Annotated in this window: 25 protein-coding genes; 18 read left to right on the plus strand and 7 right to left on the minus strand. The window is 63.7% G+C overall.

Annotation, left to right across the window (positions count from 1 at the left end):
- Positions 1–19 precede the first annotated feature (19 nt).
- From HNO82_RS14705 to HNO82_RS14715, 3 genes are read left to right on the plus strand one after another with little or no spacing between them, the layout of a single operon-like run.
- Positions 20–715: a MotA/TolQ/ExbB proton channel family protein gene (locus HNO82_RS14705; RefSeq protein ID WP_008325475.1), complete on the plus strand. Its 696-nt coding sequence runs from the start codon at positions 20–22 to the stop codon at positions 713–715.
- Positions 716–748: 33 nt separating this feature from the next.
- The gene (locus HNO82_RS14710; RefSeq protein ID WP_175344238.1) at positions 749–1,192 is read left to right on the plus strand and encodes an ExbD/TolR family protein; all 444 of its coding nucleotides are present in this window, start codon (positions 749–751) and stop codon (positions 1,190–1,192) included.
- Positions 1,193–1,204: 12 nt separating this feature from the next.
- The gene (locus HNO82_RS14715) at positions 1,205–1,531 is read left to right on the plus strand and encodes a barstar family protein (RefSeq protein WP_175344239.1); all 327 of its coding nucleotides are present in this window, start codon (positions 1,205–1,207) and stop codon (positions 1,529–1,531) included.
- Positions 1,532–1,594: 63 nt separating this feature from the next.
- Here HNO82_RS14715 and HNO82_RS14720 read toward each other — a convergent pair whose 3' ends face one another.
- The 6 genes from HNO82_RS14720 to HNO82_RS14745 form a co-directional block, all read right to left on the minus strand.
- The gene (locus tag HNO82_RS14720) at positions 1,595–2,416 is read right to left on the minus strand and encodes a phosphodiesterase (protein WP_175344240.1); all 822 of its coding nucleotides are present in this window, start codon (positions 2,414–2,416) and stop codon (positions 1,595–1,597) included.
- Positions 2,413–3,507 (minus strand): ABC transporter ATP-binding protein, encoded by a 1,095-nt coding sequence (locus HNO82_RS14725; RefSeq protein WP_175344241.1) that lies wholly within the window; start codon positions 3,505–3,507, stop codon positions 2,413–2,415. Before HNO82_RS14725 ends, HNO82_RS14720 begins: the two co-directional genes overlap by 4 nt.
- On the minus strand, positions 3,504–4,307 hold the full coding sequence (locus HNO82_RS14730) for an ABC transporter permease (protein ID WP_008325465.1): 804 nt from the start codon (positions 4,305–4,307) through the stop codon (positions 3,504–3,506). The genes HNO82_RS14725 and HNO82_RS14730 overlap by 4 nt, the downstream gene beginning before the upstream one ends.
- Positions 4,308–4,317: 10 nt before the next feature.
- Positions 4,318–5,175, minus strand: coding sequence for an ABC transporter permease (locus tag HNO82_RS14735; RefSeq protein WP_008325462.1), 858 nt, complete (start codon positions 5,173–5,175; stop codon positions 4,318–4,320).
- Positions 5,176–5,196: 21 nt separating this feature from the next.
- The gene (locus HNO82_RS14740) at positions 5,197–6,204 is read right to left on the minus strand and encodes an ABC transporter substrate-binding protein (RefSeq protein ID WP_008325461.1); all 1,008 of its coding nucleotides are present in this window, start codon (positions 6,202–6,204) and stop codon (positions 5,197–5,199) included.
- 61 nt (positions 6,205–6,265) lie between these two features.
- Positions 6,266–7,351, minus strand: coding sequence for a LacI family DNA-binding transcriptional regulator (locus tag HNO82_RS14745; protein WP_008325460.1), 1,086 nt, complete (start codon positions 7,349–7,351; stop codon positions 6,266–6,268).
- A gap of 524 nt (positions 7,352–7,875) precedes the next feature.
- On the opposite strand from HNO82_RS14745, the gene leuS reads away from it, so the two are divergent.
- The 15 genes from leuS to HNO82_RS14820 all read left to right on the plus strand — a co-directional run bounded on the left by leuS (position 7,876) and on the right by HNO82_RS14820 (position 23,433).
- A complete protein-coding gene (leuS, locus tag HNO82_RS14750; protein WP_175344242.1) occupies positions 7,876–10,524 on the plus strand; it encodes a leucine--tRNA ligase in 2,649 nt (882 codons plus the stop codon).
- A 28-nt stretch (positions 10,525–10,552) separates the two neighbouring features.
- A complete protein-coding gene (locus tag HNO82_RS14755; RefSeq protein WP_175344243.1) occupies positions 10,553–11,098 on the plus strand; it encodes an LPS-assembly lipoprotein LptE in 546 nt (181 codons plus the stop codon).
- A gap of 18 nt (positions 11,099–11,116) precedes the next feature.
- Positions 11,117–12,136, plus strand: coding sequence for a DNA polymerase III subunit delta (holA, locus tag HNO82_RS14760; protein ID WP_175344244.1), 1,020 nt, complete (start codon positions 11,117–11,119; stop codon positions 12,134–12,136).
- Between the two features lie 50 nt (positions 12,137–12,186).
- The gene (locus tag HNO82_RS14765; protein WP_175344245.1) at positions 12,187–13,455 is read left to right on the plus strand and encodes a glutamate-5-semialdehyde dehydrogenase; all 1,269 of its coding nucleotides are present in this window, start codon (positions 12,187–12,189) and stop codon (positions 13,453–13,455) included.
- A gap of 27 nt (positions 13,456–13,482) precedes the next feature.
- Positions 13,483–13,908 (plus strand): CopD family protein, encoded by a 426-nt coding sequence (locus tag HNO82_RS14770; RefSeq protein WP_008325441.1) that lies wholly within the window; start codon positions 13,483–13,485, stop codon positions 13,906–13,908.
- Positions 13,909–13,978: 70 nt separating this feature from the next.
- Positions 13,979–14,584: a 2-hydroxychromene-2-carboxylate isomerase gene (locus tag HNO82_RS14775; RefSeq protein ID WP_008325439.1), complete on the plus strand. Its 606-nt coding sequence runs from the start codon at positions 13,979–13,981 to the stop codon at positions 14,582–14,584.
- 99 nt (positions 14,585–14,683) lie between these two features.
- Positions 14,684–15,940 carry a THUMP domain-containing class I SAM-dependent RNA methyltransferase gene (locus HNO82_RS14780; RefSeq protein WP_175344246.1) on the plus strand — a complete coding sequence of 419 codons (1,257 nt, stop codon included), beginning with the start codon at positions 14,684–14,686 and terminating at the stop codon, positions 15,938–15,940.
- A 175-nt stretch (positions 15,941–16,115) separates the two neighbouring features.
- Positions 16,116–16,529 (plus strand): DoxX family protein, encoded by a 414-nt coding sequence (locus HNO82_RS14785; protein ID WP_008325429.1) that lies wholly within the window; start codon positions 16,116–16,118, stop codon positions 16,527–16,529.
- Positions 16,530–16,688: 159 nt separating this feature from the next.
- The gene (locus HNO82_RS14790) at positions 16,689–17,546 is read left to right on the plus strand and encodes a dioxygenase family protein (protein WP_175344247.1); all 858 of its coding nucleotides are present in this window, start codon (positions 16,689–16,691) and stop codon (positions 17,544–17,546) included.
- A 51-nt stretch (positions 17,547–17,597) separates the two neighbouring features.
- Positions 17,598–18,509 carry a LysR family transcriptional regulator gene (locus HNO82_RS14795; protein ID WP_008325420.1) on the plus strand — a complete coding sequence of 304 codons (912 nt, stop codon included), beginning with the start codon at positions 17,598–17,600 and terminating at the stop codon, positions 18,507–18,509.
- Between the two features lie 332 nt (positions 18,510–18,841).
- Positions 18,842–19,378, plus strand: coding sequence for a 2,4'-dihydroxyacetophenone dioxygenase family protein (locus HNO82_RS14800; protein ID WP_249777016.1), 537 nt, complete (start codon positions 18,842–18,844; stop codon positions 19,376–19,378).
- An 11-nt stretch (positions 19,379–19,389) separates the two neighbouring features.
- Positions 19,390–20,124 carry an SDR family NAD(P)-dependent oxidoreductase gene (locus tag HNO82_RS14805; RefSeq protein ID WP_175344248.1) on the plus strand — a complete coding sequence of 245 codons (735 nt, stop codon included), beginning with the start codon at positions 19,390–19,392 and terminating at the stop codon, positions 20,122–20,124.
- A 228-nt stretch (positions 20,125–20,352) separates the two neighbouring features.
- Positions 20,353–21,642, plus strand: a complete 1,290-nt coding sequence (locus tag HNO82_RS14810) for an MFS transporter (RefSeq protein WP_175344249.1) — start codon at positions 20,353–20,355, stop codon at positions 21,640–21,642.
- 95 nt (positions 21,643–21,737) lie between these two features.
- A complete protein-coding gene (locus tag HNO82_RS14815) occupies positions 21,738–22,463 on the plus strand; it encodes an SDR family NAD(P)-dependent oxidoreductase (RefSeq protein ID WP_175344250.1) in 726 nt (241 codons plus the stop codon).
- 172 nt (positions 22,464–22,635) lie between these two features.
- Positions 22,636–23,433, plus strand: coding sequence for an IclR family transcriptional regulator (locus HNO82_RS14820; RefSeq protein ID WP_175344251.1), 798 nt, complete (start codon positions 22,636–22,638; stop codon positions 23,431–23,433).
- 45 nt (positions 23,434–23,478) lie between these two features.
- On the opposite strand, the gene HNO82_RS14825 is transcribed toward HNO82_RS14820, so the two are convergent.
- Positions 23,479–25,098 (minus strand): alkaline phosphatase D family protein, encoded by a 1,620-nt coding sequence (locus HNO82_RS14825; RefSeq protein WP_175344252.1) that lies wholly within the window; start codon positions 25,096–25,098, stop codon positions 23,479–23,481.
- Positions 25,099–25,103 lie beyond the last annotated feature (5 nt).

The following is a 25,103-nucleotide window of genomic DNA, read 5'->3' on the forward strand; positions in this document are numbered from 1 at the left end:
TTTCCCGAAAGCACCTACCATGGAACAGAACATTGGATTTGCCCACTACTGGGCGCAAGGCGATGCCGTTTCCCACTCGGTGGCCTATCTGCTGTTGCTCATGTCGATCGCCAGCTGGTTCTACATCCTCTCCAAGGCCTGGGCCGCCTGGCGCATCCGCCGTGGCAGCAATGCGCTGGAACAGTTCTGGCAGGCACCGACCCTGGCCGATGCCACCGCCGCCATGCAGCGCGTGGACAGCGAACTGATCTACACCCCCATGGCCGAACGCGCCGCCGAAGCCGCCGACATCGGCACCCGCCAGCAAGGTACGCCATCGCTCAACGCCGCCACCGATCCGGGTGAACTGATCACGCGCACCCTGCGTCGCGAAATCAACCGGGTCTCGGCGCGCCTGGAACGCGGCCTCACCCTGCTGGCCTCGGTCGGCTCCACGGCCCCCTTCGTCGGTCTGTTTGGCACCGTCTGGGGTATCTACCATGCGCTGGTGGCGGTCTCGGCCAGCGGCACGGTGCAGATCGACAAGGTGGCCGGCCCCGTGGGCGAGGCGCTGATCATGACCGCGCTGGGCCTGTTGGTAGCCATCCCCGCCGTGCTGGCCTACAACGCCTTCACCCGCATCAATCGCGTGGTGCTGGCCGAACTGGATGGCTTCGCGCACGACCTGCATGCGTACCTGACCACCGGCGAGCGCGTCGGCGGCATGCGCAAATAATTTCTTCGACACGACCTTCGAGAGGAGTCCATCATGAGTTTCGGCGGATTCAACGACAACCACAACTCGGGCCCGATGGCCGACATCAACGTCACCCCGATGGTGGACGTGATGCTGGTGCTGCTGGTGATCTTCATCATCACCGCGCCCATGTTCACCCACGCCCTGAAGCTGGACCTGCCCACCGCGCAGTCCAGCCCGGCCCCGGAAAAACCGGAGACCATCACCCTGGGCATCGATGCCGCCGGCAAGCTGTACTGGGACGACCAGCCGGTCAGCGAAGCGGACATGGATGCGCGCCTGGCGGCTGCCGCGGCCAAAAAGCCGCAGCCCGAGCTGCAGTTGCGCGCCGACAAGTCGACCCGTTATGAGATGATCGCCGAAGTGATGTCAGCCGCGCAGGGTGCGGGGCTGACCAAGCTGGGCTTCGTCACCGATCCCAAGGACGGCGGCAAGCGCGAGAAGAAAGCAAACTGAAAGAGAGCAGGCATGGCCACCGTACAATTGGCGGGCGACCGCATCACCGACTGGGAGAGCTTCCACACCGAAAGCGCGCAAGCCTTCGGCTTCCCGGATTTCTATGGCCGCAGCATGGATGCCTGGGTCGATTGCCTGTCCTATCTGCGCGATGACGACGGCATGTGCAAGTTCAGGCTCAAACCCAAGGAAGTGCTGACCATCGAGATCAGCCACAGCGCCGACCTGCACCAGCGCCTGCCGGCGCTGGTGGAAGATGTGGAATTCTGCTGCACGGCCATCAATGACCGTTGCGAGGATTATGGCGAGCCGCCGGTGATTGCGCTGGTCTGGAAGTGATATCCCCTACTTCCATTCATCGCCGCCATCGCTGCGGCGGCCCCGATTGATCTATTGCACAGATCAATCGATCAACTCATCCCCATCATAAAACGGATACGGCCCATCGAATTCCCCGATGAAGGCCGTATGGCTGACCAGACTCCCCGCCGCCGCATCCCACCAGTGCAACTGGAAACCCGGCGGCTCCATCACGAAGCAGGACGGTGCCTGTGCATCCAGATCCAGTTGCACCTGATGCGACACCCCCGGACAAGTCGTCGCCAGCGTCCCGCCAAAGCGGCGCTGGATGGAGCGATGCAGGTGCCCGCACAGGATACGCTCGACCTGCGGATGCTTGCGTACTACCGCTTCGAGCGCCTGCGGATTGACCAGCCCCATGTCATCCATGTGTCCGATGCCGGTGGTAAAGGGCGGGTGGTGCATGGCAATCACGGTCGGACGCTGCGGCTGCTGCGCCAGCACCTCATCCAGCCACAGCAGGCTGGAGGCAGCCAGTTCGCCACCGCTGGCACGCGGGATCACGGTATCGAGCGCAATGATGCGCACCGGATACTGCTCGATCACATACTCGATGCGCTCGCCCCCCTGCTGCAGGTAGGCATGGTCGGCAAACGCGGCACGCAGCGCACGGCGCTCGTCATGGTTGCCCGGCAACAGGTAATAGGGCATGGTCAGCGGCGCCAGCAATTGACGCAGGCAGGCATATTCGGCGGGCTTGCCAAAGTCCACCAGATCGCCGGTGATGACCAGCACATCCGGCTTCTGCTTCAGTGCATTGACCTGCCGCACGCAGCGACGCAAGGCCTCGGCGGTATCCACCACGCGATAGGATTTCTTGCCATCGGTCTTGATGTGCAGGTCGGAAATCTGACCCAGGATCATGCGGTCTCCTTCTCGGCGCGCGGCGCCAGTTTCACCAGTGCCTCGGCGGGCACGCGAATAGCGATCTGCTGCCCGGCCTCCCACCAGCCACGGCGGCTGGTCTCTGCGATGACGGGACGCTCGGTACCGATCTCGATTTCAAAACGGCTGCGGTCGCCGAGGAAAAAGATGTTGAGCAACTTGCCGCGCACGCACTGGGCATCGGCTTCGGTGACATCCACTACCTCGACATCTTCGGGACGGAACAACGCGCAGGCCTGCTGCCCTTGTTGTGCCGCATCGAGCTGCTCCAGCAGCGGCAGGCTTCCGCTGGGCAACAACAATCTATCTCCTGAAACGATACCTTGCACGCGATTCATCGCGCCGATGAAATCGGCCACGAAGTCATTGGCCGGATGATAGTAGATTTCACGCGGCGTGCCGATCTGCGAGATCCTGCCACGTTCCATGACCACGATGCGGTCTCCCAGCGCCATGGCCTCGCCCTGGTCGTGGGTGACGTAAATGGCGGTGATGCCCAGACCACGCAGCAGCTTGTTGAGATCGCTGCGCACGGCTTCGCGCAGCTTGGCGTCCAGAGCGGTCAGCGGTTCGTCCAGCAGCAGCACGCGCGGCTCCATGGCCAGTGCGCGCGCCAGTGCCACGCGCTGCTTCTGGCCGCCCGAGAGCTGGTCCACGCGGCGATGCGACAGGCCCTGCAGATGCACCATGTCCAACAGGCGTTCCACCTGCTCGGCGCGTTCGCCGGCGGGGATCTTGCGGATCTTCATGCCATAGGCGATGTTCTCGCCCACGCTCATGTTGGGAAACAGCGCATAGTTCTGGAACACCATGCCCACACCGCGCTTTTCAATCGGCAGGGCAGTCACGTCTTCGTCACCGAAGAAGACTTGCCCGCCCGTATCGGGAAACTCCAGCCCCGCGATCATGCGCAGCGTGGTGGTCTTGCCGCAGCCCGAGGGCCCCAGCAGGACCAGGGTTTCACCGGGATGGATATCAAGGTCCAGCGGCTGCAGCGCACGCGTACCGTTGGAAAAGGACTTGGCGCATTGCTGCAGGCGGATGGAAACGGCTTCTTGCTTGGGCTTCATAGACTGACTTTCTTGCGTGTTGCCTGGGTCGCCCACTGCATGCCGATCAGGAGCGGAATGATCATGAAAAAGAAGATCAGCGTATAGGCCGATCCCACCTCCAGCCGCATCGATGCGTAAGCATCGGCCAGACCCACCGGCAGAGTCTGGGTCAGCGGCGTGTGCAGCATCCAGGTGATGTTGAATTCGCCGATGGACAGTGTCACGACCATGAGCGCCCCGGCCAGAATGCCCGAGGCCGCATTGGGAATGACGATGCCGAAGAATCGACGCAGGCGCCCGGCACCGAGGCTGGCGGCGGCTTCTTCCAGTTGCGCCAGCTGCGAGGACTGCATCACCGCCAGCACCGGCCGCACCATGAAGGGCAGCGTGAAGATGACATGGCCGACCAGGATGAAGAAGATGCTGGCGCGGAACTCGCGCAGCTGACCATAGGCCATGATCAGCGCCAGCGCAGTGGCCAGCCCGGGCACGGCCACCGGCATCATCAGCAATTCTTCGATGATGCGCGCCAGGCGACTGTGACCACCGCGATAGCGCGCCAGCATGTAGGCCAGCGGCACACCCGCCACCAGCGTCACCGCCAGGCAGGCCAGCGCGATGATGAGCGAGCGCCAGATGGTGGGCTGGTACATGTCCCACACCTGGGCTACCCAGCGCAGCGTGAGCCCGCTGGACAAACCGACGAAGAAATTCTCGGTCACACCGGCCAGCATCGACAGCACCACCGGCACCACCAGGAAGGCGCAGACCAGCAGCGTGAAGGCCAGCTGAAGATAAAAACGGAAACGATTCTGCATGGCCTCTTCCTTATGCCGCCGCCGCAACGCCGCTGCCGGTGAGCGAACGCGCCAGCGCCAGCACGGCCCAGGTGAACAGCCCCAGCACGATGGACAGCGAAGCGGCCGTGGCAAAGTTGGCGTAGCCGGTAAATTCGTTATAGATGGTCATGGGCAGTACATCGATATTGGCCGCCAGCGTGAAGGCCGTCCCGAAGGCACCGACGCTGGTGGCAAAACAGATCGCACCCGACGAGATCAGCGCCGGCAGCAGTGCCGGCAGCACCACGTGCAGCAGCACCTGCCAGGGCCTGGCGCCCAGCGAGCGCGCCGCTTCTTCCAGCGACGGGTCGAGCTTTTCGGCGGCGGCCACCACGGTCAGGATCACACGAGGAATCGAGAAATACAGATACCCCAGAAACAGCCCCGCCAGCGAATACGCAAACACCAACGATTCACCGAAGAGCCAGTTGGTCAGTGAACCGATCAGACCCTGGCGCCCGGCCAGCATGATGACCATGAAGCCGACCACCACGCCGGGAAACGCCAGCGGGAAGGTCAGCATGGCCAGCAACAGCGACTGGCCGGGAAAGCGATTGCGTTGCAGGAACAAGCCCACGAACACCGAGATGGCCAGCGTGGCCGCCGTCACCACCGCCGACAACAACAGCGTGGAGACCAGGCTGGTGAAGTAATGACGGTTGGTCAGCACCGCCAGATAGGCCATCGCCCCCTCCGGTCCCGAGGCGCCCACGCCGACCAGCCGCACCATGGGCAGCAGCCAGAAGGCGCAGAAGATCGTCAACCCGGGCAGGGCGAACCACAGCCACACGCCGTTGCCTGCGGTCCGAGGGCGCGCACCGGAGACGGAGGGGATCATGCTTTTCATGCTTGCTCCTGCGGTCTGCATTCAACGCACTTCGGCCAGGTAACGCTCGCCGAACTTGCGCTGGGCTTCGGCCATCTTGCCGTAGTCCACCGACTTGGCACGGGCGTATTCAGCAGCCGGCAGGAAGCGCGCTTGAGCTTCCTTGGACATGGCCGAGGCACGCACCGGACGCAGGTAGGCATTGGCCCAGATGGCCTGGCCCTGGTCGGACAGCAGGAAGTCCAGCACCTTCTTGGCGTCGGCCTGGTGCGGACCGTTCTTCACCAGCGAGACCACGTAGGGCACGGTGACGGTCCCTTCGGTGGGGATCACGAAGGCGACGTTGGCGTGGTCCTTGTACTTCGCACGATAGGCGTCGAAGTCATAGCCCAGCAGGATGGGGATCTCGCCCGAGATCAGACGCGCGTAGGAAGTCTGCTTGGGGACGATGGGCTGGTTCTTCTGCAGGTTCTTGAAGTAGGTGATGGCCGGCGAGAAATCGTCCAGCGTGCCGCCCATGGCCTGGTTGATGGCCACCGCGCCGACATAACCGACGAAGGCCGAGGCCGGGTCGAGGTAGCCGATCAGGCCCTTGTATTCGGGCTTCTGCAGGTCGGCCCAGGACTTGGGCACGGGCTTGCCCTTCAAGGCATCGACGTTGACCATGATGCCCAGGGTGCCGGAGTGGATGGTGACCCAGTAACCGTCAGGATCCTTCAGTCCGTTGGGAATGTCATCCCAGTGCGCCGGCTTGTAGGCGGCCACCAGGTCCTTTTTCTTCGCTTCGATGCCGAAGGACACGCCCAGGTAGGTGAAATCAGCCACCGGACTGGCTTTCTCGGCGGTCAGCTGGGCCAGGGCCTGGCCGCTGTTCTTGTTGTCGGGCGGCACGGTGATGCCGGTCTTGTCCTTGATGGCCTTGATCTGCGCGGCCCAGTCGGCCCACTCGGGCGGACAGTTGTAGCAGATCGCGGTCTGGGCCGATGCAGCCAGGGAAGCCGACAGCAACAGCGCGCCGGCAGCAGTTTGAATAACACGTTTCAGGAACATGTCAGATCCTTTCCTAGAGGTTGAACAACGAGGGGACAACGAATGAGCCATTGCGGATACATCACGACGAAAGCGGTGCAGGCGGCGCCACCGACCCGCCCGCGCGCAGGACGTGCGGGAGGATGTGGCGCACGGCGTCGGTGGCGGCAGTGCTGATGGCGGGACCCTCCCCGGCGGCAGCCACGGCCGCCGCAGGCACCGCACGCTCGATGGCCTCGACCAGGGTGCGCAGGGCGACATCGCCAATCTGCTCCGAAGGTTGAACCACGCTGGCCAGCACCGGCTCGATGAGGGCCCCCACGGGAATGCCGTCGAAACCCATCACCGAGATATCGCCCGGCACCTGCAAGCCCAGCGCGCGCAGGTCGCGCATGGCACTCAGGGCCAGCAGGTCGTTGGAACAGAACAGGGCCGTGGGACGGTGCAGCGGATCGGCCATCATCTGCTGATAGTCGGTGGCGGCCGTGAGCGTATGGCGCTCGACCTCGATGGCCGGCAGCGGCGTGAGACCTGCGGCCTGCATGGCATCGAGATAGCCGCTATGGCGCTGCATGGCGCGATCGGAGGCATTGAAGCGCCCCGAGAGCATCTGGATGCGGCGATGCCCCAGCGCGATCAGGTGGCTGACGGCATCGCAGGCAGCGACGCGGTTGTCTACCGAAACTGAAGCGCGGTGGCTGGCCGCACCGGTGGCGGCCAGCTGGTTGTAGGCCAGCACGAAGGGAATGCGTTCGCGTTCCAGCAGGTCCAGCGTGGCATTGGCGCCGGCATCGGCCACCGTCAGGATCACGCCATCGACGCGATGCCCGAGCAGCAGTTCGACTGCGGCCGATTCGTCTTCCGGCAGGTACTCGGTGGTGGTGAACATGACCGAATAGTCCAGCGCCCGCGCTGCCAGCTCGATACCTTGCAGGCACTGGGCGAAGACCGTGTTGGACAGGGTCGGCACCACCACCCCGACCGTGCGCGAATTGCCGGCGCGCAGGTTGCGCCCGGTGAAATTGGGACGAAAGCCCAGCTCGGCGATGCTGCGATGGATCTTCTCGGCGGTTTCCGCACTGACCGAGCCTGGCTTGTTGAGCAGGCGCGAGACGGTGGCAATGGAGACGCCAGCCAGATGGGCAACTTGTTTGATGGACGGACGCACGGGGGTTTCCGGGGCAAATGAAAACGATTTCATGATGCCGCCCGATTGTTACGCCCTCATGACCACTAAAGCCTACGAGATGTGAACGAAAAATTCATAACTGCCTGGTCCGGGAGACTTTCAATTGAAGGACAAGCGACGCGGCCAAATTCTCCCCAACCCGAATAAAAAATTGCTTTTTCACAATTTTTCGAGAATTAACAAGAATACTTTCGAGAACACGCCACTCGGCGGCTGTCGATGGTTTCATACGCCATGCCAGCTCCCATGCAGGCCAGCAACACCGACCCAGTCCGTCGCCCCCTCGTAGGCGGGAACCGTGTAGCTGCTATCCCTGTTGCCACACTGCTCAGGCACAGGGGTCTTGGCCCGCCTCTTTACCGAGGCGGGTTTTTTTTTCGGGCAGGCGGGTTGACGGTCGGCCAAGGCGGGCCGGAATGCCGCGCCGGGGCGGCGAGCCGGTATAATGCAGGGTTTCGAATTGCAATCCCCTCCCAACCGAATTCCATCCGTATCAGCCCGTCATGCAAGATAAATACAGCCCAGCCGAAGTCGAACAGTCCGCACAGCAGCACTGGAACGCCATCGACGCCTACAAGACCGTCGAAAACGCCCGCGACAAGGAAGGTCGCGACAAGAAGAAGTTCTACGCCTGCTCGATGCTGCCCTATCCCTCCGGCAAGCTGCACATGGGCCACGTGCGCAACTACACCATCAACGATGTGATGTACCGCTACCTGCGCATGAACGGTTACAACGTCCTGATGCCCATGGGCTGGGATGCCTTCGGCATGCCCGCCGAAAACGCCGCCATGGCCAATGGCGTGCCGCCGGCGCAGTGGACTTATTCCAATATTGAATATATGAAGTCGCAGATGCAGTCGATGGGCCTGGCCATTGACTGGTCGCGCGAAATGACGGCCTGCCGTCCCGAGTACTACAAGTGGAACCAGTGGATGTTCCTGAAGATGCTGGAGAAGGGCATCATCTACAAGAAGACCGGGACCGTGAACTGGGATCCGATCGACCAGACCGTGCTGGCCAACGAGCAGGTCATCGACGGCCGTGGCTGGCGCTCGGGCGCCGTGATCGAAAAGCGCGAGATCCCGATGTACTACGCCAAGATCACCGACTACGCCGACGAACTGCTGGAACACGTCGAGACCAAGCTGCCCGGCTGGCCCGAGCGCGTGCGCCTGATGCAGGCCAACTGGATCGGCAAGTCCACCGGCGTGCGCTTTGCCTTCCCGCACCAGATCAAGGGCGCGGACGGCCAGCTCATCAACGATGGCAAGCTCTTCGTCTTCACCACCCGCGCCGACACCATCATGGGCGTGACCTTCTGCGCCGTCGCCCCGGAACACCCGCTGGCCACGCTCGCCGCAGAAAACAATCCGGCCCTGCAAGCCTTCATCGCCGAATGCAAGCAAGGCAGCGTGATCGAAGCCGACATGGCGACCATGGAAAAGAAGGGCATGCCCACGGGCCTGTTCGTCACCCATCCGCTGACCGGCGAGCAGGTCGAAGTCTGGGTCGGCAACTATGTGCTCATCACCTACGGCGACGGCGCCGTGATGGGCGTGCCGGCGCATGACGAGCGCGACTTTGCCTTCGCCCGCAAATACAATCTGCCGATCAAGCAGGTCATCGCCGTGGAAGGCAAGACCTACTCCACCGAGGCTTGGGAAGAGTGGTATGGCGACAAGGAAGCCGGCAAGACCATCGCTTCGGGCAAGTACGATGGCCTGGGCTATCAGGCCGCCGTCGATGCGGTGGCCGCCGATCTGGCCGCACAGGGCCTGGGCGAGAAGAAGGTGACTTTCCGCCTGCGCGACTGGGGCATCTCGCGCCAGCGCTACTGGGGCACCCCCATCCCCATCATCCACTGCCCCGATTGCGGCGACGTGCCCGTGCCCGAGAAGGACCTGCCGGTGGTGCTGCCGGAAGACTGCGTGCCGGACGGCAGCGGCAACCCGTTGAACAAGCATGAGCAATTCCTCAAGGTCGACTGCCCTTGCTGCGGCAAGCCGGCGCGCCGCGAAACCGACACCATGGACACCTTCGTGGATTCGTCCTGGTACTACATGCGCTATACCTCGCCGGGCAGCAACGAGGCGATGGTGGACTCCCGCAACGATTACTGGATGCCCATGGACCAGTACATCGGCGGCATCGAACACGCCGTGCTGCACCTGCTGTATGCGCGCTTCTGGACCAAGGTCATGCGCGACTTCGGCCTGGTCAAGTTCGATGAGCCCTTCACCAACCTGTTGACACAAGGCATGGTCTTGAACGAGACCTACTATCGCGAAGACGCTGCCGGCAAGAAGACCTGGTACAACCCGGCCGACGTCGACCTGTCCTTCGACGACAAGGGCCGTCCGGTCTCGGCCGTGTTGAAGGAAGACGGCCAGCCGGTGATGATCGGCGGCACCGAGAAGATGTCCAAGTCCAAGAACAACGGCATCGACCCGCAAGCGCAGATCGACCAGTACGGTGCCGACACGGCCCGCCTGTTCACCATGTTTGCCTCGCCGCCGGAGCAGACCCTGGAATGGTCCGGTGCCGGCGTGGAAGGCGCCAACCGCTTCCTGCGCCGCGTCTGGGCCTTCGGCTACAACAACGCCGCGCGCATCACCGCAGCCGGTGCGGTCGATGCAGCCCAGCTCGATGATGGACTGAAGACCCTGCGCCGCGAAGTGCACAAGGTCCTGCAGCAAGCCGACAACGACTTCAAGCGCATCCAGTACAACACCGTGGTCTCGGCCTGCATGAAGATGCTCAACACGCTCGAAGCCGCCAAGCCGGCTGCCGGTGCCGCGGGTGATGCGGTGATTGCCGAATGCTTCTCGATCTTCCTGCGCGTCTTGAATCCGGTGGCCCCGCACATCACCCATGTGCTGTGGCAGGAACTGGGCTATGCCAAGGCACAGGGCGACATCCTCGATGCGGCCTGGCCGCAGGTCGATGCGGCGGCGCTGGAGCAGAGCGAGCTGAAGCTGGTGGTGCAGGTCAACGGCAAGCTGCGCGGTGAAGTCACCGTCCCCAAGGATGCCGACAAGGCCGCCATCGAAGCAGCTGCGCTGGCCAATGAAGACGTCAAGAAATTCCTGACCGGCGCACCGAAGAAGGTGATCGTGGTGCCGGGCAAGCTGGTCAACATCGTTGCCTGATCCGGCCCAACCTCAACGACGGAACTCCATGCACGCTCAAGTCCAAATCAAGCGTTTCTCGCAATGGCTGCTGCTGCTGGCCGCGGCCGTGATGCTCACGGCCTGCGGCTTCCATCTGCGCGGCGCCGCCGACCTGCCCTTCAAGACCATCTACCTGGGCTTCACGCCCAACTCGGTGGTCGGGGTGGAACTCAAGCGCAACATCGAGGCCAGCGGTGCCAGGGTGGTGAGCGAACCCAAGGAGGCTGAAGCCAACCTGAAGGTGCTGACCGATACCCGCGACCGCCAGGTACTGACCTTGAACACCGATGGCCGCGTGCGTGAATACGCGCTGTTCCAGCGCTTCACCTTCTCGGTCACCGATGCCAAGGGCGTGCTCGTGATCCCTCCCACGGCCATCACCCTGCGTCGCGTCATCACCTATGACGAGAACCAGGAACTGGCCAAGCAGGCCGAAGAAGCCCTGCTCTACCGCGACATGCAGTCCGACCTGGTGCAGCAGATCCTGCGACGCCTGTCGGCCTCCAAGACGGCCATCCGCAACGAGAAGGCTGCGGCCGGTGCGGATTCCTGACCGGCGCACGGGATCACCATGCAGCTGCGCCACGACTCCCTGGACGCCCATCTCGGCAAATCGCTGGCCTCACTCTATGTGATCGCCAGTGACGAGCATCTGCTGGCCCTGGAAGCGGCTGACAAGATCCGCCGCAGCGCCCGCGCCAACGGTTATACCGAGCGCGAGGTGCTGGTGGTGGAGCGCAGCTTCAAGTGGGGCGAACTGCTGGCGGCGAACCAGTCGCAATCGCTGTTCGGCGACAAGAAGCTCATCGAGCTGCGTATCCCCACCGGCAAGCCCGGCAAGGATGGCGGCCAGGCGCTGCAGGATTACGCGGCCAATCTGTCGCCCGACAATCTCACCATCATCAGCCTGCCCAAGCTGGACTGGGCCACGCAGAAGGCGGCCTGGGTCGGCGCGCTGCAACAGGCGGCGGTCTACATCGACATCCCGCTGGTGGAACGCGCCCAGTTGCCGGGCTGGATCGGCAACCGGCTGGCCGCCCAGCAGCAGAGCGCAGACCGGGCCTGCCTGGACTTCATCGCCGACCGCGTGGAAGGCAACCTGCTGGCCGCACACCAGGAGATCCAGAAGCTGGCCCTGCTGCATCCGCCCGGCCAGCTCGGTTTCGACCAGGTGCAGGATGCGGTGCTCAACGTGGCACGTTACGATGTCTTCAAGCTCAACGAAGCCATGCTCTCCGGCGACATTGCGCGCCTGACGCGCATGATGGAGGGTCTCAAGGGCGAAGGCGAGGCCCTGCCGCTGGTGCTGTGGGCCGTCACCGAAGAAATCCGCACCCTGCTCAAGCTCAAGTCCGGCATGGCCCAGGGCAAGCCGGTGGGGGCACTGTTGAAGGAATACCGCATCTGGGGCCCGCGCGAACGCCTCATGGAACCGGCCCTGCGCCGCATCAGCCTGGGCGCGCTGGAACAGGCCCTGCAGCAAGCCGCCCTGGTGGACCGGATGGTCAAGGGCCTGCGCGCCCGCAGCTTTGCCGGCGACCCATGGGACGCCTTGCTGCAGCTGGGACTGAAACTGGCACGCGGACACTGACATCACCCGCATTGAACCCGACGCGCGCAGCGCGCCCCGGAGAAAACCCTATGGAAAACATCGACCTCTACATGAACCGCATCGGCCAGCAGGCCCGTGCCGCCTCGCGCGCCATGGCGCGCGCCGATACCGCCGCCAAGAACCAGGCGCTGCTGCTGATCGCAGCCGCCATCCGTCGCGAGGCTGACGCCCTGCGCGCGGCCAATGCGCTGGACCTCGACGCAGCGCGCGCCAATGGCCTGGCCGAGGCCATGCTGGACCGCCTGACCTTGTCGGACAAGGCCATCGCCACCATGGCCGAGGGTCTGGAGCAGATTGCGTCCCTGCCCGACCCCATCGGTGAGATCAGCAACATGAAGTACCGCCCCACCGGCATCCAGGTCGGCCAGATGCGCGTACCGCTGGGCGTGATCGGCATCATCTACGAAGCCCGTCCCAACGTCACCGTGGATGCTGCCGGCCTGTGCATCAAGAGCGGCAACGCCACCATCCTGCGCGGCGGTTCCGAAGCCATCCATTGCAACCAGGCGCTGGCCAGGCTGGTCAAGGAAGGCCTGGCCGGTGCCGGTCTGCCGGAAGAAGCGGTGCAGGTGGTCGAGACTACCGACCGCGCTGCCGTGGGTGCGCTCATCACCATGCAGGAATACGTGGACGTGATCGTCCCGCGTGGCGGCAAGGGCCTGATCGAGCGCCTCATGAAGGAAGCCAAGGTGCCGATGATCAAGCACCTCGACGGCATCTGCCACGTCTACATCGACGATAAGGCCGACAGCCGCAAGGCGCTGGATGTGGCCTTCAATGCCAAGTGCCATCGCTACGGCACCTGCAACACCATGGAAACCCTGCTGGTCGCGCGCAACATTGCCGCCACCATCCTCCCGCCGCTGTCCGAGTTGTATCGCGTCAAGGAAGTGGAACTGCGCTGCGATGCCGAAGCTGCCGAGATCCTGGCCGGGTATCCGCTGCTCAAGGCGGCCACCGAAGAGGATTGGGACACCGAATACCTGGCGCCCATCCTGGCCGTGAAGGTGGTGGCCGACATGGATGAGGCCATTGAGCACATCAACCGTCATTCTTCGCAGCACACCGACAGCATCGTCACCGAGGACTACACGCGCGCCATGCGTTTCCTGCGCGAGGTGGATTCGGCCTCAGTCATGGTCAATGCCTCGACCCGCTTTGCCGATGGCTTCGAATACGGCCTGGGGGCGGAGATTGGCATCTCCAACGACAAGCTGCATGCACGCGGCCCGGTGGGACTGGAAGGACTGACCTCGCTGAAATACGTGGTGCTGGGCCAGGGACAGGTACGCCAGTAATCTCTTACGCCAACCACAAGGACCGCCATGCTCTGGATCAAAGCCCTGCACATCGTCTTCATCGCTTCCTGGTTCGCCGGCCTGTTCTACCTGCCGCGCATCTTCGTGAACCTGGCCCAGGAAACCGACCTGGTCGCGCGCGAACGCCTGCTGGGCATGGCGCGCCGCCTGTACCGCTTCACCGGCATGATCTCGCTGGTGGCACTGGTGCTGGGCGTGTGGCTGCTGGCCATCACCTGGTCATTCTGGAAAGGGCCGGGCAATGGCTGGCTGCATGCCAAGCTGTTCCTGGTGGTGCTGGTCATCGGCTACCAGCACGCCTGCGGCTCGCTGCTCAAGAAATTCGAACACGGCAAGAACGTGCGCAGCCACGTCTGGTATCGCTGGTTCAACGAAGTGCCGGTGCTGCTGATGCTGGCCATCGTGATCCTGGTCGTGGTCAAGCCATTCTGATCCAAGCAATCGTTCTGCATTTTTCTGTCGTCATCCGCGTCATTCCACACCCATCCTTCCGGAGCCGGTCATGAGCAAAGTCTGTGAGTACTTCTTCGCGCCGCATTCGCCCTTCGCCTATCTGGGCCACGATCGTTTCGTCGCCCTGGCGGAAAAATACCAGGTGCAAATCCTTCCCAAACCCTTCGATCTGTCCAGGATCTTCGGTGTCTCCGGCGGCCTGCCCCTGGCCAAGCGCGCACCGCAGCGCCAGGCCTATCGTTTGAAGGAACTGGCACGCTGGAGCGAATTCCTCGGCAAGCCCATGATCCTGCAACCGACCTATTTCCCGGTCAACAGCGACAATGCCTCGCGCCTGATCATCGCCACCCAGCTGGCACACGGTACCGCGGCCGCGCTGCGCATGACCGGTGCCATCATGCGCGCGGTGTGGGAAGAGCAAAAGAACATCGCCGATCAAGACACCCTGGTGGCCATCGCCAATGCCCTGGAACACGACGGCGCCGCCCTGCTGAAGTCGGCTGAAACGGCCAGCGTGCAAGCCGAGTTCGACCGCTTCACCGATGAAGCCAATGCCGCCAGCGTCTTCGGCGCACCGTGGTACCTCTACCAGGGTGAAGGCTACTGGGGCCAGGACCGCCTCGACTTCGTCGAGCGCGCCTTCGCGAAGGGCTGAGCGAGCAGCGTACAATGACGCCGGAGTGCGCTACAAGCAGCGCACTCCGGCTTTTTCCATTTTTGATACTTTGTTTTCCAACGGACAAAAGGTACTCCCATGCAATCCCCCGACACCCATTACTCTTATTTCTGCCCCTGCCCGCGCGGCCTGGAAGCGGCCCTGGCCGAGGAACTCAACGAGATCGCCCAGCACGCCGGCCCCGCCGCCAACCTCAAGGTGCACAACCAGGTGCCCGGTGGCGTGCATTGCTCCGGCACGCTGCTGGCGGCCTACCAGATGAACCTGCACTCGCGCATCGCCAGCCGTGTGCTGCTGCGCATGGGCCATGGTTCCTACAAGAACGAGAATGACATCTACGACCTCACTCTCGCACAAGCCTGGGAAGACTGGTTCAAGGTCTCGCACACCATCCGCGTGGACCTGACCGCCGTGAAATCGCCGCTGCGCAGCCTGGAGTTCAGCACCCTCAAGATCAAGGATGCGATCTGCGACCGCTTCCTCGACCAGTTCAAGCTGCGCCCCTCGGTCAACACCCGCACGCCCGACATGCGCATCGCCGGTTTCGTCGATGCCCACAATTTCACGGTCTATCTCGACACCTCCGGCGAGGCGCTCTTCAAGCGCGGCTGGCGCGAAGAAACCGGTGACGCACCGCTGCGCGAGAACCTGGCGGCGGGCCTCTTGCGCACCGCAGGCTGGAAGCCGGGGGTGCCACTCTTCGATCCCATGTGCGGTTCCGGCACCATCCTGGCCGAGGCCGCGCAGATCATCGCCGGGGTGCCGCCAGGTGCGCGCCGCCGCTTCGCCTTCGAGAAGTTCAGCAACTTCGATGCCGATGCCTGGTTCGCCATCAAGGGCGATTTCAAACCCAATCCGATTCCGACCACGCCTACGCTCTTCGGCAGCGACATCTCCGGCGACATGGTGGAACTGACCCGCAAGAACCTGGTGCGCGCCGGCGTGCACTTCGAGGTACCGCTGAAGCAGATCGAAGCACAGGAAATCAAGCCGCCGGTCGATGCCGAGGGCAAGCCGCTGGTCGGCATCATCCTCTCCAATCCGCCTTACGGTGAGCGTATCGGCGTGCGCGGCGACCGCGCCTTGCCGACCGAGGAATTGTTCGCGCAGTTCTTCAGCGCCTTCTCCAGCACCTTGAAGCAGCGCTTTGCGGGCTGGAGCGTATTCCTGTTCTCGGCCGACCTCGGCCTGCCCAAGCTGATGCGCCTGAAGGAAGCCCGCAAGACGCCGTTCTTCAACGGCGCCCTGGAATGCCGCCTGTTCCGCTTCGACATGGTGGCCGGCTACAACCGCCGCGAGGAAGCCAAGCCGGTCCCGCGCGACGGCGAAGACTGATCCTCTCCGGCGCGGATGGATTGTCAACTTCTTCAAGACGATCCGTCCCGCCGCAGCCGGTTTATCCGGCTCGCATTCTTCCCTACAGTGTGGACGTGGCCGCTGCCGATTGCGCAGGCAGAAAAAGGCGCAAGGCCGGCCATCCTTCATCCACTCCACACTTTCCGGGATCATCATGACCACCGTTACCGTCAACACCCGTGCCGACTACGCCGCCTTCCTGCTGCGCGTCACCATGGGCATTTTCTTCCTGGTCCACGCCGGCCTGAAACTCTTCGTCTTCACTCCGGCTGGCACGGCCGGCTTTTTTGCCTCGCTGGGCGTGCCGGGCTGGTTCGCCTATCCGGTGATGGCACTGGAAGTCATCGGCGGCATCGCGCTGGTGCTGGGCTACTATGGCCGCTGGCTGGCCCTGCCGCTGGCAGCAGACCTGCTGGGCGCAATCGTGCTGGTGCATGGCAAGGCCGGCTTCTTCTTTACCAACCCCAAGGGCGGCTGGGAATACCTGGCACTCTGGATCGTCGGCCTGATCGCCGTGTTCCTGCTGGGTGACGGGGCCTTTGCCCTGAAACGCGAAACGCAGCGCTGATGCGCCATCGATGGCAACATGGGCAGCACGCATCGATCAATGCCGGGCCTGTGCCCGGCTTGGTTCATCAATGCAACTAAGCAATCAGGCATCACGGCAGCAAAAAGCCAAATGCTATAAATGTTTTATATCCTTTACCGGGATTCCAAGGAAATCATCATGTCCACCGTGTCCACCACAGGCCGCACCACCGATAGCCTCCCCCTGCCCTCGCTGTTCGTCTCGCACGGCTCGCCCATGCTGGCCGTCGAACCTGGTCGCACGGGACCGCTGCTGGCCAGTATCGGTGCGACGCTGCCACGTCCGCGCGGCATCGTGATGGTGTCGCCGCACTGGGAGACCTTTACCCCGCGCGTGGGCAACCAGAGCAAGCCGCGCGTGATCCATGATTTCGGCGGTTTCCCGCAGGCGCTCTATGAACTGGATTACCCGGCCCCAGGCGCACCGGCCCTGGCCGAGCACGTGGCGCAACGCCTGCGCGAGGGCGGACTGCCAGCCAATACCGATGGCGGCTGGGGGCTCGATCACGGGGCCTGGGTGCCGCTGCGCTACCTCTATCCGCAAGCCGATGTGCCGGTGATCCAGCTGTCGCTGCAATCCCAGCAACCGCCCGAGTATCACTACCAGGTTGGCCGCCTGCTGGCGCCGCTGGCCAGCGAAGGCATCCTGCTGATCGGCTCGGGCAGCTTCACGCACAACCTGCGCGAACTGCGTCGTACAGAGGCCGATGGCGGCGACGCGCCGCATACGGTGGAATTCCTGCGCTGGTTCCTCGAACGTATGCAGGCCGGTGATCTGCAGGCTCTGTTTGGCTACCGGACTACGGCCCCGCATGCGGTGCGCAGCCATCCCACCGACGAACATCTGCTGAGCCTGTTCTTCGCCATGGGCGCGGCCGATGACTGGACCCGACTGGTTCACCTGGACAGCGGTTCCACGTATCATAGCCTGCGCATGGACGCCTTCGCCTTCGGCACCGGCTCCCGCCTGCTGGCACAACTACCGGCCGCTGCCTGAGCCCCGTCTTCCCGATGGCGCCAGCGCGGCGCCATTACGGGGAAAGACGATTTGAACAAACTGCGCGAAATCGAATGCTTCATCGCCGTGGCCGAGCTCGGCAGCTTCGTCAAGGCCGCCGATGCACTGGGCATCTCCAAGGCGGCGGTTTCGCGCACGGTACTGGAACTGGAGGCACGCCTCGGGTCACGCCTGATGCAGCGAACCACGCGCCGGCTTTCGCTCACCGAGGCAGGCAGTCTCTACCTGGAGCGCTGCAAGCAGATCGTGACCGCCCTGGAAGAAGCCGATGACCTGCTCTCGGCAGGCAGCGCCAAGCCCGTCGGGCTGTTGCGCATCAATGCCCCGGTCACCTTCGGCATCCTGCACCTGGCACCGCTATGGCCGATGTTCCTGGACCGGCATCCGGAAGTGGAGCTGGACATCACCTTGTCGGACCGCATCGTCGACATCATCGACGAGGGCTATGATCTGGCGATCCGCATCGCCAGGCTGGCCGATTCCACGCTGATCCATCGCAAGCTCACCAGCACCAGCCTGCCCATCTGCGCCTCACCCGCCTACCTGGAGAAACACGGCACGCCGCATCATCCGCACGAACTGGCACAGCACCAGATCATCAGCTACAGCTACAACCAGGGCAAGGACGAATGGCAGTTCAGCGGCCCGGAAGGTCCGGTGAGCGTGCGTATCCATGCCCGCATGCACGTCAACAATGGGGACAGCTGCGTGCAGGCGGCCCTGGGCGGCATCGGCATCACACGCCAGCCAACCTTCATGATCGACCAGTACCTGCGCAGCGGGCAGCTGGTTCCCCTGCTCCCCGACTACACCGTGCCGGACCTGGGCATCTATGCGGTCTACCCCAGCCGCGCCCACCTGCCGGCCAAGGTGCGCGCGATGCTGGACTTTCTTTCCGAAGCGTTCTCCCAGGTGCACTGGTCCGCACCGGACGCCCACTGATCGGCGGATCGCCCGATACCGCACTGGTAGCACAGCGGGCATTCTCGCGGTGCGACCGCCTTCTCCCGCAGGCTGGCTTGAACGGCAGCCACGCATAATTTTCACGCATCCTCACCAAAGCTTGCCGGCTCGCCTTGTGCCGTGTGCGCTAGGCTTCGCACGCTTGCTGAAACACCGGAAAACCGACGCCAAGCTCGCTTTCGTGCCGCCCCAACCTACCCTGACCCGCCATTGACACATCGTCTTCTATAGCCGACATTGACCATATAGCGAACGCATTGTCCATATAGCGGACAGAACGCAAATTCAGCAGAACAACGACAGGAGACCCCATGACAACCCTTGACACCCCCATGCCCGCCGATCTGAAGATGAAGCCCTACCAGCTCCCCAACCCGAAGGAAGCGCCGCTGGAGATCGTGGTCAATCCGGCCGTGCCGGAGGACGAACGCATCTGGGTACCGCAGGCGGAGAACGTGTGGTTCCGTCCGCTGTGCCTGAATGTCTCGCAGGGCTACTGGACCAACCTGCTGCGCGTGCGCAAGTCCGGCGTGCTCTCGCGCCACCGTCATCCGGCACCGGTGCATGGCATGGTGCTCAAAGGCCGCTGGCGCTATCTGGAACACGAGTGGATCGCCGAACAGGGCAGCTATGTCTTCGAGCCGCCTGGCGAGACCCACACCCTCTACGTGCCTGAAGACGTGGAAGAGATGATCACCTACTTCCACATCACCGGCGTGATGTTCTATTGCGACCCCTGGGGCAAGTTCGAAGGCTATGAGGACGTCTTCACCAAGCTCGACATGTGCCGCAAGCACTATGAAGCGGTTGGACTGGACAGCGACTACGTCAATCGCTTCGTACGCTGAGGATGCACGAAATGACTTATTCCCGCGCCTCCCATGACTTTGGCGACTGCGTGGCCGTAGTCACCGGCGGCCATGGCGGCATCGGCGCGGCCATCGGCGCACGTCTGGCCGCGGGGGGCGCGCAGGTCGTCGTCTGGGACCAGCAGCACGACGCTGCCTCGCCCTATCGGCAAGAAATCCTCGACATCACCGATGCCGCTGCGGTCATGCAGGCCGCACAGCGACTGCTGGCCGACACCGGGCGCATCGATTTCCTCATCAACAACGCCGGTTACGCCGGCCCTACCGTGCCGCTGGACGAGTACGACGTTACCCAATGGCATCGCATCGTGCAGGTCAACCTGCTGGGCGTCTTCCATGCCTGCCGCAGTGTGACGCCGGCCATGCGCGCAGCCGGGCGCGGACGCATCGTCAACATCGCCTCGCTGGCCGGCAAGGAAGGCACGCCCAATGCCTCGGCCTACAGCGCCGCCAAGGCAGGCGTCCTGGCGCTGACCAAGTCCTTGGGCAAGGAGCTGGCCGAGACCGGCGTGCTGGTCAACGCCATTGCACCGGCCGCCGTGAAGACCGCACTGCTGGAGCAGATGTCGCCGGAGCATGTGCAGACCATGATCGCCAAGAGCCCCATGCGTCGCCTGGGCACGGTCGATGAGGTCGCCGACATGTGCGCATGGCTGTGCTCCGGGTCCTGCAGCTTCAACACCGGTGCCGTGTTCGATCTTTCGGGCGGGCGCGCAACTTACTGAGCGGCTTGCCGCTCGGCCACCAGAATCATCCGGGCAAGCAAGGATCGCATGCCTGGGCAGGCACAAGCAGCCCAGGCAGCGCCGGAAGAGCAACACGCGGGGACGGACTCCACACCGTCCTCAAGACCGCATCCTTGCATGACGCTTCGGCCATGTAGCTGCGCGACAGACGCAGCCGGTACGAAGCACGCCAATGGCAGCACATCATTCACACTGGAGACGTAACCCATGGAAGTCCAAAAGGAAAAGAGCCCCCGGCTCAAACGCATACAGGTAGTCGCACTGAGCTTCCTGATGCTGGCAGGCATCGTCAACTACCTCGACCGCAGCACGCTGTCCATCGCCAATCACTCGGTGAGCCAGGAGCTCAACCTGTCGGCCTCGCAGATGGGCCTGCTGCTGTCGGCCTTCTCGCTGGCCTATGCCTTCTCGCAATTGCCCATCGGCGCCATGCTCGACAAGTTCGGCGCGCGCGTGATGCTGGGCGCGGGCATGTTCATCTGGTCGGTGGCACAGCTGGCGGGCGGCTTCGTGAGCAGCCTGCAGCAGTTCCTGGTGGCACGGGTGTTCCTCGGCCTGGGTGAGGCACCGCAATTCCCGGCCGGTGCCAAGGTGGTCTCGGAATGGTTTGCCATGCGCGAGCGCGGCGGGCCGACCGGCATTTTCGTGGCCTCCTCCACCATCGGTCCGGCGCTGGCGCCGCCCATCCTCACGATCCTGATGCTCTCCTTCGGCTGGCGCATGATGTTCGTCATCATGGGCGTGATGGGTATCGCGGTGTCGGTGGGCTGGTACCTGTTTTACCGGAATCGCAACGAAGTCCAGCTCACGCCTTCCGAGGTGCTGTACCTGGCCGACGACCATGACAACGAGCCCAACGCCAATGCCAAACTGAGCTGGTCAGAATGGAAGAGCCTCTTCACCTATCGCACCACCTGGGGCATGCTGTTCGGCTTCATGGGCGTGATCTACATGGTGTGGCTGTACCTCACCTGGCTGCCCGCCTACCTGGAACATGAACGCCATCTCTCCATCGCGCGCACCGGCTGGGTGGTGGTGATTCCCTACATCTTCGGCACGCTCGGCATGCTCTCATCGGGCTACATTGCCGATGGCCTGATGAAGCGCGGCATGCCTGCCATCCGCAGCCGCAAGTGGCCGATCTGCGCGGGCTTGATCGGCGCCGGCGCCTTCACCATTCCGGCCGCCTATACGCCCAGCACCACCATGGCCATCGTCTACATCTCGCTGGCCATGGCCTTCGTGAACATGGCTTCCGGTGGCGCCTGGGCGCTGGTCTCGGTGGCCATTCCGCGGCGCCTGGTAGCTTCGCTGGGCAGCATGCAGAACTTCGGCGGCTATCTCGGCGGCTCGCTGGCACCGGTCATCACGGGCGTGGTGGTGGACCAGACCCACTCCTTCGTCAATGCCCTCCTGATCAGTGCCGCCGTGGCCTTTGCCGCCGCGCTGGTCTACATGTTCGTGGTGGACAAGCCGATCGAGGCACACGCCGCCTGAGGCAAAACTTCACTCGTCAGTAGCCTGACCCGATGCCGCCGCCCGTTGGTAGCGGCATCCAGCCAGTCTCCTGCCACTCACAAGAAGGAACCTTCATGAGCTTCATTCCCGACCTGCTCCGGGGCAAGACCGCCCTCGTCACCGGCGGCACCCAAGGCATAGGCGCGGCCGTCGCATGCCAGCTCGCCGCACTGGGTGCACGCGTCATTGCTGCCGGCCTGCCGCCCTTGGCGCATGAGCCATTCGAGGGCAGCGGCATCACCCTGGCGGAGATGAACGTGGCCAGCGAAGACAGCGTGCGCGCGGTGCTCGCCGGCCTCACGCAACTCGATATCGTGGTCAACTGCGCCGGCATCATCAAGCGCGGGGAAGAGCTGGAGACCGAGGTCTTCGAGCAGGTCATCGCGGTCAACCTCACCGGCACCATGCGCGTCTGTGCTGCCAGCCGCGAACTGCTCAAGCAGTCCGGGGGCTGCATCGTCAATACTGCCTCCATGCTCAGCTTCTTCGGCGGCGGGCTGGTGCCGGGCTACAGCGCCAGCAAGGGCGGCGTGGCGCAGCTGACCAAGTCGCTGGCCATCGCCTATGCGGCCGACGGCATCCGCGTCAATGCGGTGGCGCCGGGCTGGATCGCCACCCCGCTCACGCAAGCCCTGCAGGACGACCCCGTACGCGCCGGGCCAATCCTGGCGCGCACACCGCTGGGCCGCTGGGGCAAGCCGGAAGACATCGGTCAGGTGGTTGCTTTCCTGTGTTCACCGGCGGCCTCCTTCATGACCGGTGCCATCGTGCCGGTCGATGGCGGCTATCTGGTGGCCTGACACCACCGCAATCGTTTCACGTGCAATGCCATTTGCCCGCGCCGGCTCCAGACGGCGCGGGATTTTTTGCAAACGGGCTCGGCTATAATCTGGCCCGAATCCGGTAACCCATTCCGTACCGCCATGTGGTCCGTTTTCTGGTCCGATCCCCGTACCGTTTCCTGCACCGCTCATGCCCGACCAAGACCAACAACCCGACGACGCCAACAAGATTGCAGGCACGGCCGCCTTCTCCAAGTTCATGGCGGTGCTGCAGCTCATCGCCGACCAGGAAGCGCCGCTCTCCATCGCGCAGCTGGCTGCGCTGTCGGGCTATCCGCGCCCCACGGTCTATCGCATCCTCGGCGCGCTCATGGCCGAGGGCATGGTGGTGGAGAACCCGCGCAGCAAGCAATATGAAGTCGGGCCGCGCCTGATCCATCTGGCCAGCCGCGCCTGGGACCGCAGCGACATCCGCACCACGGCCATCGAGCCGTTGCGCCAGCTGCGCGACATCACCCGCGAGACCGTGCATCTGGCCGTGCCCAGCGACCACAGCATGGTCTACATCGAGAAACTGGAAAGCCCGCAAGCCGTGCGCATGGATTCGCGCATCGGTACGCGCGTGACCTTGTATTCGAGTTCAGTGGGCAAAGCCTACCTGGCCGCACTGGAACAAGCGCAGCGCGAGCGCCTGATGCGCGCGCTGCATCTGCAAGCCTTCACGGCCAACACGCACACCACGCTGGAGGCCCTGCGTGCCGATGTCGACGAGACCCGCACGCGCGGCTATGCCGAAGATCGCGAAGAGAACGAAGCCCAGATTTTTTGTTATGGCGCGGCCATCATCGGTGCTGATGGCGTACCGGTGGCCTGCGTGAGCGTGAGCATTCCGCTGTATCGCCGCCTGGCCGATGCGCAGCAAGCCTATGTGATGCCGCTGCTGCAAGCCTGCGCGAACATCTCGCGCAGGCTTGCCGGACCGGGCTGAATCCGGTCCGCTTCCGCCCTCACTCTCTGCACTACCCGCAGGCGATCAGGCCTCGGGCGGCAATTCCACCTTGTAGATTTCCTTGCCTTCAGTGTTGTGGAGGGTGACTGTCAGGGTCTTGCTCCTCGCATCGATCTTGCCGATCCCGAAGAACTGCAACAGTTCAACCGGTGAGCGGTTCTGCTTCATGTCAGCCGGGACGCTGACGAAGCGCACGTCCGGACCGAAGGTGCGATCGATCTCGCCTGGTCCGAAGGTACCTGCATTGATCGGGCCGCCGACGAATTCCCAGAACGGTTTGAAGTCGGTGAACTGGGCGCGCTCCGGTGCGTAGTGCGTGGCCGAGGCGTAATGCACATCCGCTGTCACCCATACCACGTTCTTGATGTCATGCTGCTTGATGAAGCGCAGCAGTTCGGCCACCTCCAGTTCGCGTCCGGAGGGCTTGCCATGGTCGGCATTGGCCCAGGCCTCGAAAGTCCCCTTGGGGACATCGGCATTCAGATCGGGGACCACGATGGAGAGCGGCATGTCGCTGGCGATGAGCTTCCAGGTCGAGCGCGAACGCAGCAGCGCCTGCTTGATCCAGCGCATCTGCCCGGGGCCGAGGAAGTCGGCGTCGTGGCCGCCCTTCTGGCGGTTGGGAGTATTGCGGCCGCGATAGCTGCGCTCGTCCAGCATGAACACCTCCAGCAGCGGACCGTGGTTGAAGGCGCGATAGATGCGGAAGGGATCGGCGCTGTCGATGCGGAAGGGATTGTGTTCGAACATGGCCTGGCGCGCGCGGGCCGCCAGCACGTCGATGTTGCGTTCGTCGTAGCGCTTTTCGGCCGCACCGATCACCTGGCCGGGATACCAGTTGTTGCGCACCTCGTGGTCATCCCACTGCACCAGGAAGGGCACCTCGGCGGCGAAGCGGCGCTTGTTGGCGTCCAGCATGTTGTAGGCAAAGTTGCCGCGATAGTCGTCCAGCGTCTGCGCGACCCTGGACTTGGCTTCGGTCACCACGTTGCGCCACAGTGTTCCGTCCTCCAGCTTCACTTCGGCCTGGATGGGGCCATCGGCATAGATCTGGTCGCCCGAGTGGATGAAGAAATCCGGACGGAAGCGGCGCATGCTTTCATAAACGCGATAACCGCCCCACTGCTCATTGATGCCCCAGCCCTGCCCGGCTTCGTCGCCCGAAAAGGCGAAGGTGATGTCGCGCGCCTGGCCATGTGCAGAGGCAGGCAGCATGAGGCTGCCGGTCAGCGTTTCGCTCAGGGCCGATTCATGCTGCAGGTCCTGGAAGCGCACGCGATAGTAGACGCGTTCTCCGGCCGGCAGGCCACGCAGGTCCACGCGCGCGGTGTAGTCCTCCCGTGCCAGCGCGGTCGGGCCGACGATGCGCACGGGATTGCTGAAGTTCTCGCGGGTGGAATACTCGACCAGCATGCGCGCATTGCGATCGGTACGCGCCCAGAGCATGGCGCTGTCACGCGTCACATCGCCGCTCATGACGCCGCCGGGCAATTGCGGGCGCAGGCGTTCGGAGGTGATGATGGCCGGTGCGGCGGAAAAGGCGGCCGGGGCGCTCAAGGTGGTGGCGGCGGCCACCGTGGTCAGTGCGCTGTCGCGCAGGAAGCGGCGACGGCTGTGGTCGGCTGGCGGGTATTGGTCTGGCATGGCGG

This window comes from Herbaspirillum sp. C9C3 (genome assembly GCF_013359625.1).
Taxonomy (GTDB): Bacteria; Pseudomonadota; Gammaproteobacteria; order Burkholderiales; family Burkholderiaceae_D; genus Herbaspirillum.

What these genes read in the sequence shown, in the direction of transcription:
- HNO82_RS14710 (WP_175344238.1), top strand. Translation starts at nt 749, where the DNA reads ATGAGTTTCGGCGGATTCAACGACAACCACAACTCGGGCCCGATGGCC.
- HNO82_RS14705 (WP_008325475.1), top strand. Translation starts at nt 20, where the DNA reads ATGGAACAGAACATTGGATTTGCCCACTACTGGGCGCAAGGCGATGCC.
- leuS (WP_175344242.1), top strand. Translation starts at nt 7,876, where the DNA reads ATGCAAGATAAATACAGCCCAGCCGAAGTCGAACAGTCCGCACAGCAG.
- HNO82_RS14775 (WP_008325439.1), top strand. Translation starts at nt 13,979, where the DNA reads ATGAGCAAAGTCTGTGAGTACTTCTTCGCGCCGCATTCGCCCTTCGCC.
- HNO82_RS14770 (WP_008325441.1), top strand. Translation starts at nt 13,483, where the DNA reads ATGCTCTGGATCAAAGCCCTGCACATCGTCTTCATCGCTTCCTGGTTC.
- HNO82_RS14790 (WP_175344247.1), top strand. Translation starts at nt 16,689, where the DNA reads ATGTCCACCGTGTCCACCACAGGCCGCACCACCGATAGCCTCCCCCTG.
- HNO82_RS14810 (WP_175344249.1), top strand. Translation starts at nt 20,353, where the DNA reads ATGGAAGTCCAAAAGGAAAAGAGCCCCCGGCTCAAACGCATACAGGTA.
- HNO82_RS14805 (WP_175344248.1), top strand. Translation starts at nt 19,390, where the DNA reads ATGACTTATTCCCGCGCCTCCCATGACTTTGGCGACTGCGTGGCCGTA.
- HNO82_RS14715 (WP_175344239.1), top strand. Translation starts at nt 1,205, where the DNA reads ATGGCCACCGTACAATTGGCGGGCGACCGCATCACCGACTGGGAGAGC.
- HNO82_RS14780 (WP_175344246.1), top strand. Translation starts at nt 14,684, where the DNA reads ATGCAATCCCCCGACACCCATTACTCTTATTTCTGCCCCTGCCCGCGC.
- HNO82_RS14730 (WP_008325465.1), bottom strand. Translation starts at nt 4,307, where the DNA reads ATGCAGAATCGTTTCCGTTTTTATCTTCAGCTGGCCTTCACGCTGCTG.
- HNO82_RS14815 (WP_175344250.1), top strand. Translation starts at nt 21,738, where the DNA reads ATGAGCTTCATTCCCGACCTGCTCCGGGGCAAGACCGCCCTCGTCACC.
- HNO82_RS14820 (WP_175344251.1), top strand. Translation starts at nt 22,636, where the DNA reads ATGCCCGACCAAGACCAACAACCCGACGACGCCAACAAGATTGCAGGC.
- HNO82_RS14800 (WP_249777016.1), top strand. Translation starts at nt 18,842, where the DNA reads ATGACAACCCTTGACACCCCCATGCCCGCCGATCTGAAGATGAAGCCC.
- holA (WP_175344244.1), top strand. Translation starts at nt 11,117, where the DNA reads ATGCAGCTGCGCCACGACTCCCTGGACGCCCATCTCGGCAAATCGCTG.
- HNO82_RS14735 (WP_008325462.1), bottom strand. Translation starts at nt 5,175, where the DNA reads ATGAAAAGCATGATCCCCTCCGTCTCCGGTGCGCGCCCTCGGACCGCA.
- HNO82_RS14755 (WP_175344243.1), top strand. Translation starts at nt 10,553, where the DNA reads ATGCACGCTCAAGTCCAAATCAAGCGTTTCTCGCAATGGCTGCTGCTG.
- HNO82_RS14720 (WP_175344240.1), bottom strand. Translation starts at nt 2,416, where the DNA reads ATGATCCTGGGTCAGATTTCCGACCTGCACATCAAGACCGATGGCAAG.
- HNO82_RS14825 (WP_175344252.1), bottom strand. Translation starts at nt 25,098, where the DNA reads ATGCCAGACCAATACCCGCCAGCCGACCACAGCCGTCGCCGCTTCCTG.
- HNO82_RS14765 (WP_175344245.1), top strand. Translation starts at nt 12,187, where the DNA reads ATGGAAAACATCGACCTCTACATGAACCGCATCGGCCAGCAGGCCCGT.
- HNO82_RS14740 (WP_008325461.1), bottom strand. Translation starts at nt 6,204, where the DNA reads ATGTTCCTGAAACGTGTTATTCAAACTGCTGCCGGCGCGCTGTTGCTG.
- HNO82_RS14725 (WP_175344241.1), bottom strand. Translation starts at nt 3,507, where the DNA reads ATGAAGCCCAAGCAAGAAGCCGTTTCCATCCGCCTGCAGCAATGCGCC.
- HNO82_RS14785 (WP_008325429.1), top strand. Translation starts at nt 16,116, where the DNA reads ATGACCACCGTTACCGTCAACACCCGTGCCGACTACGCCGCCTTCCTG.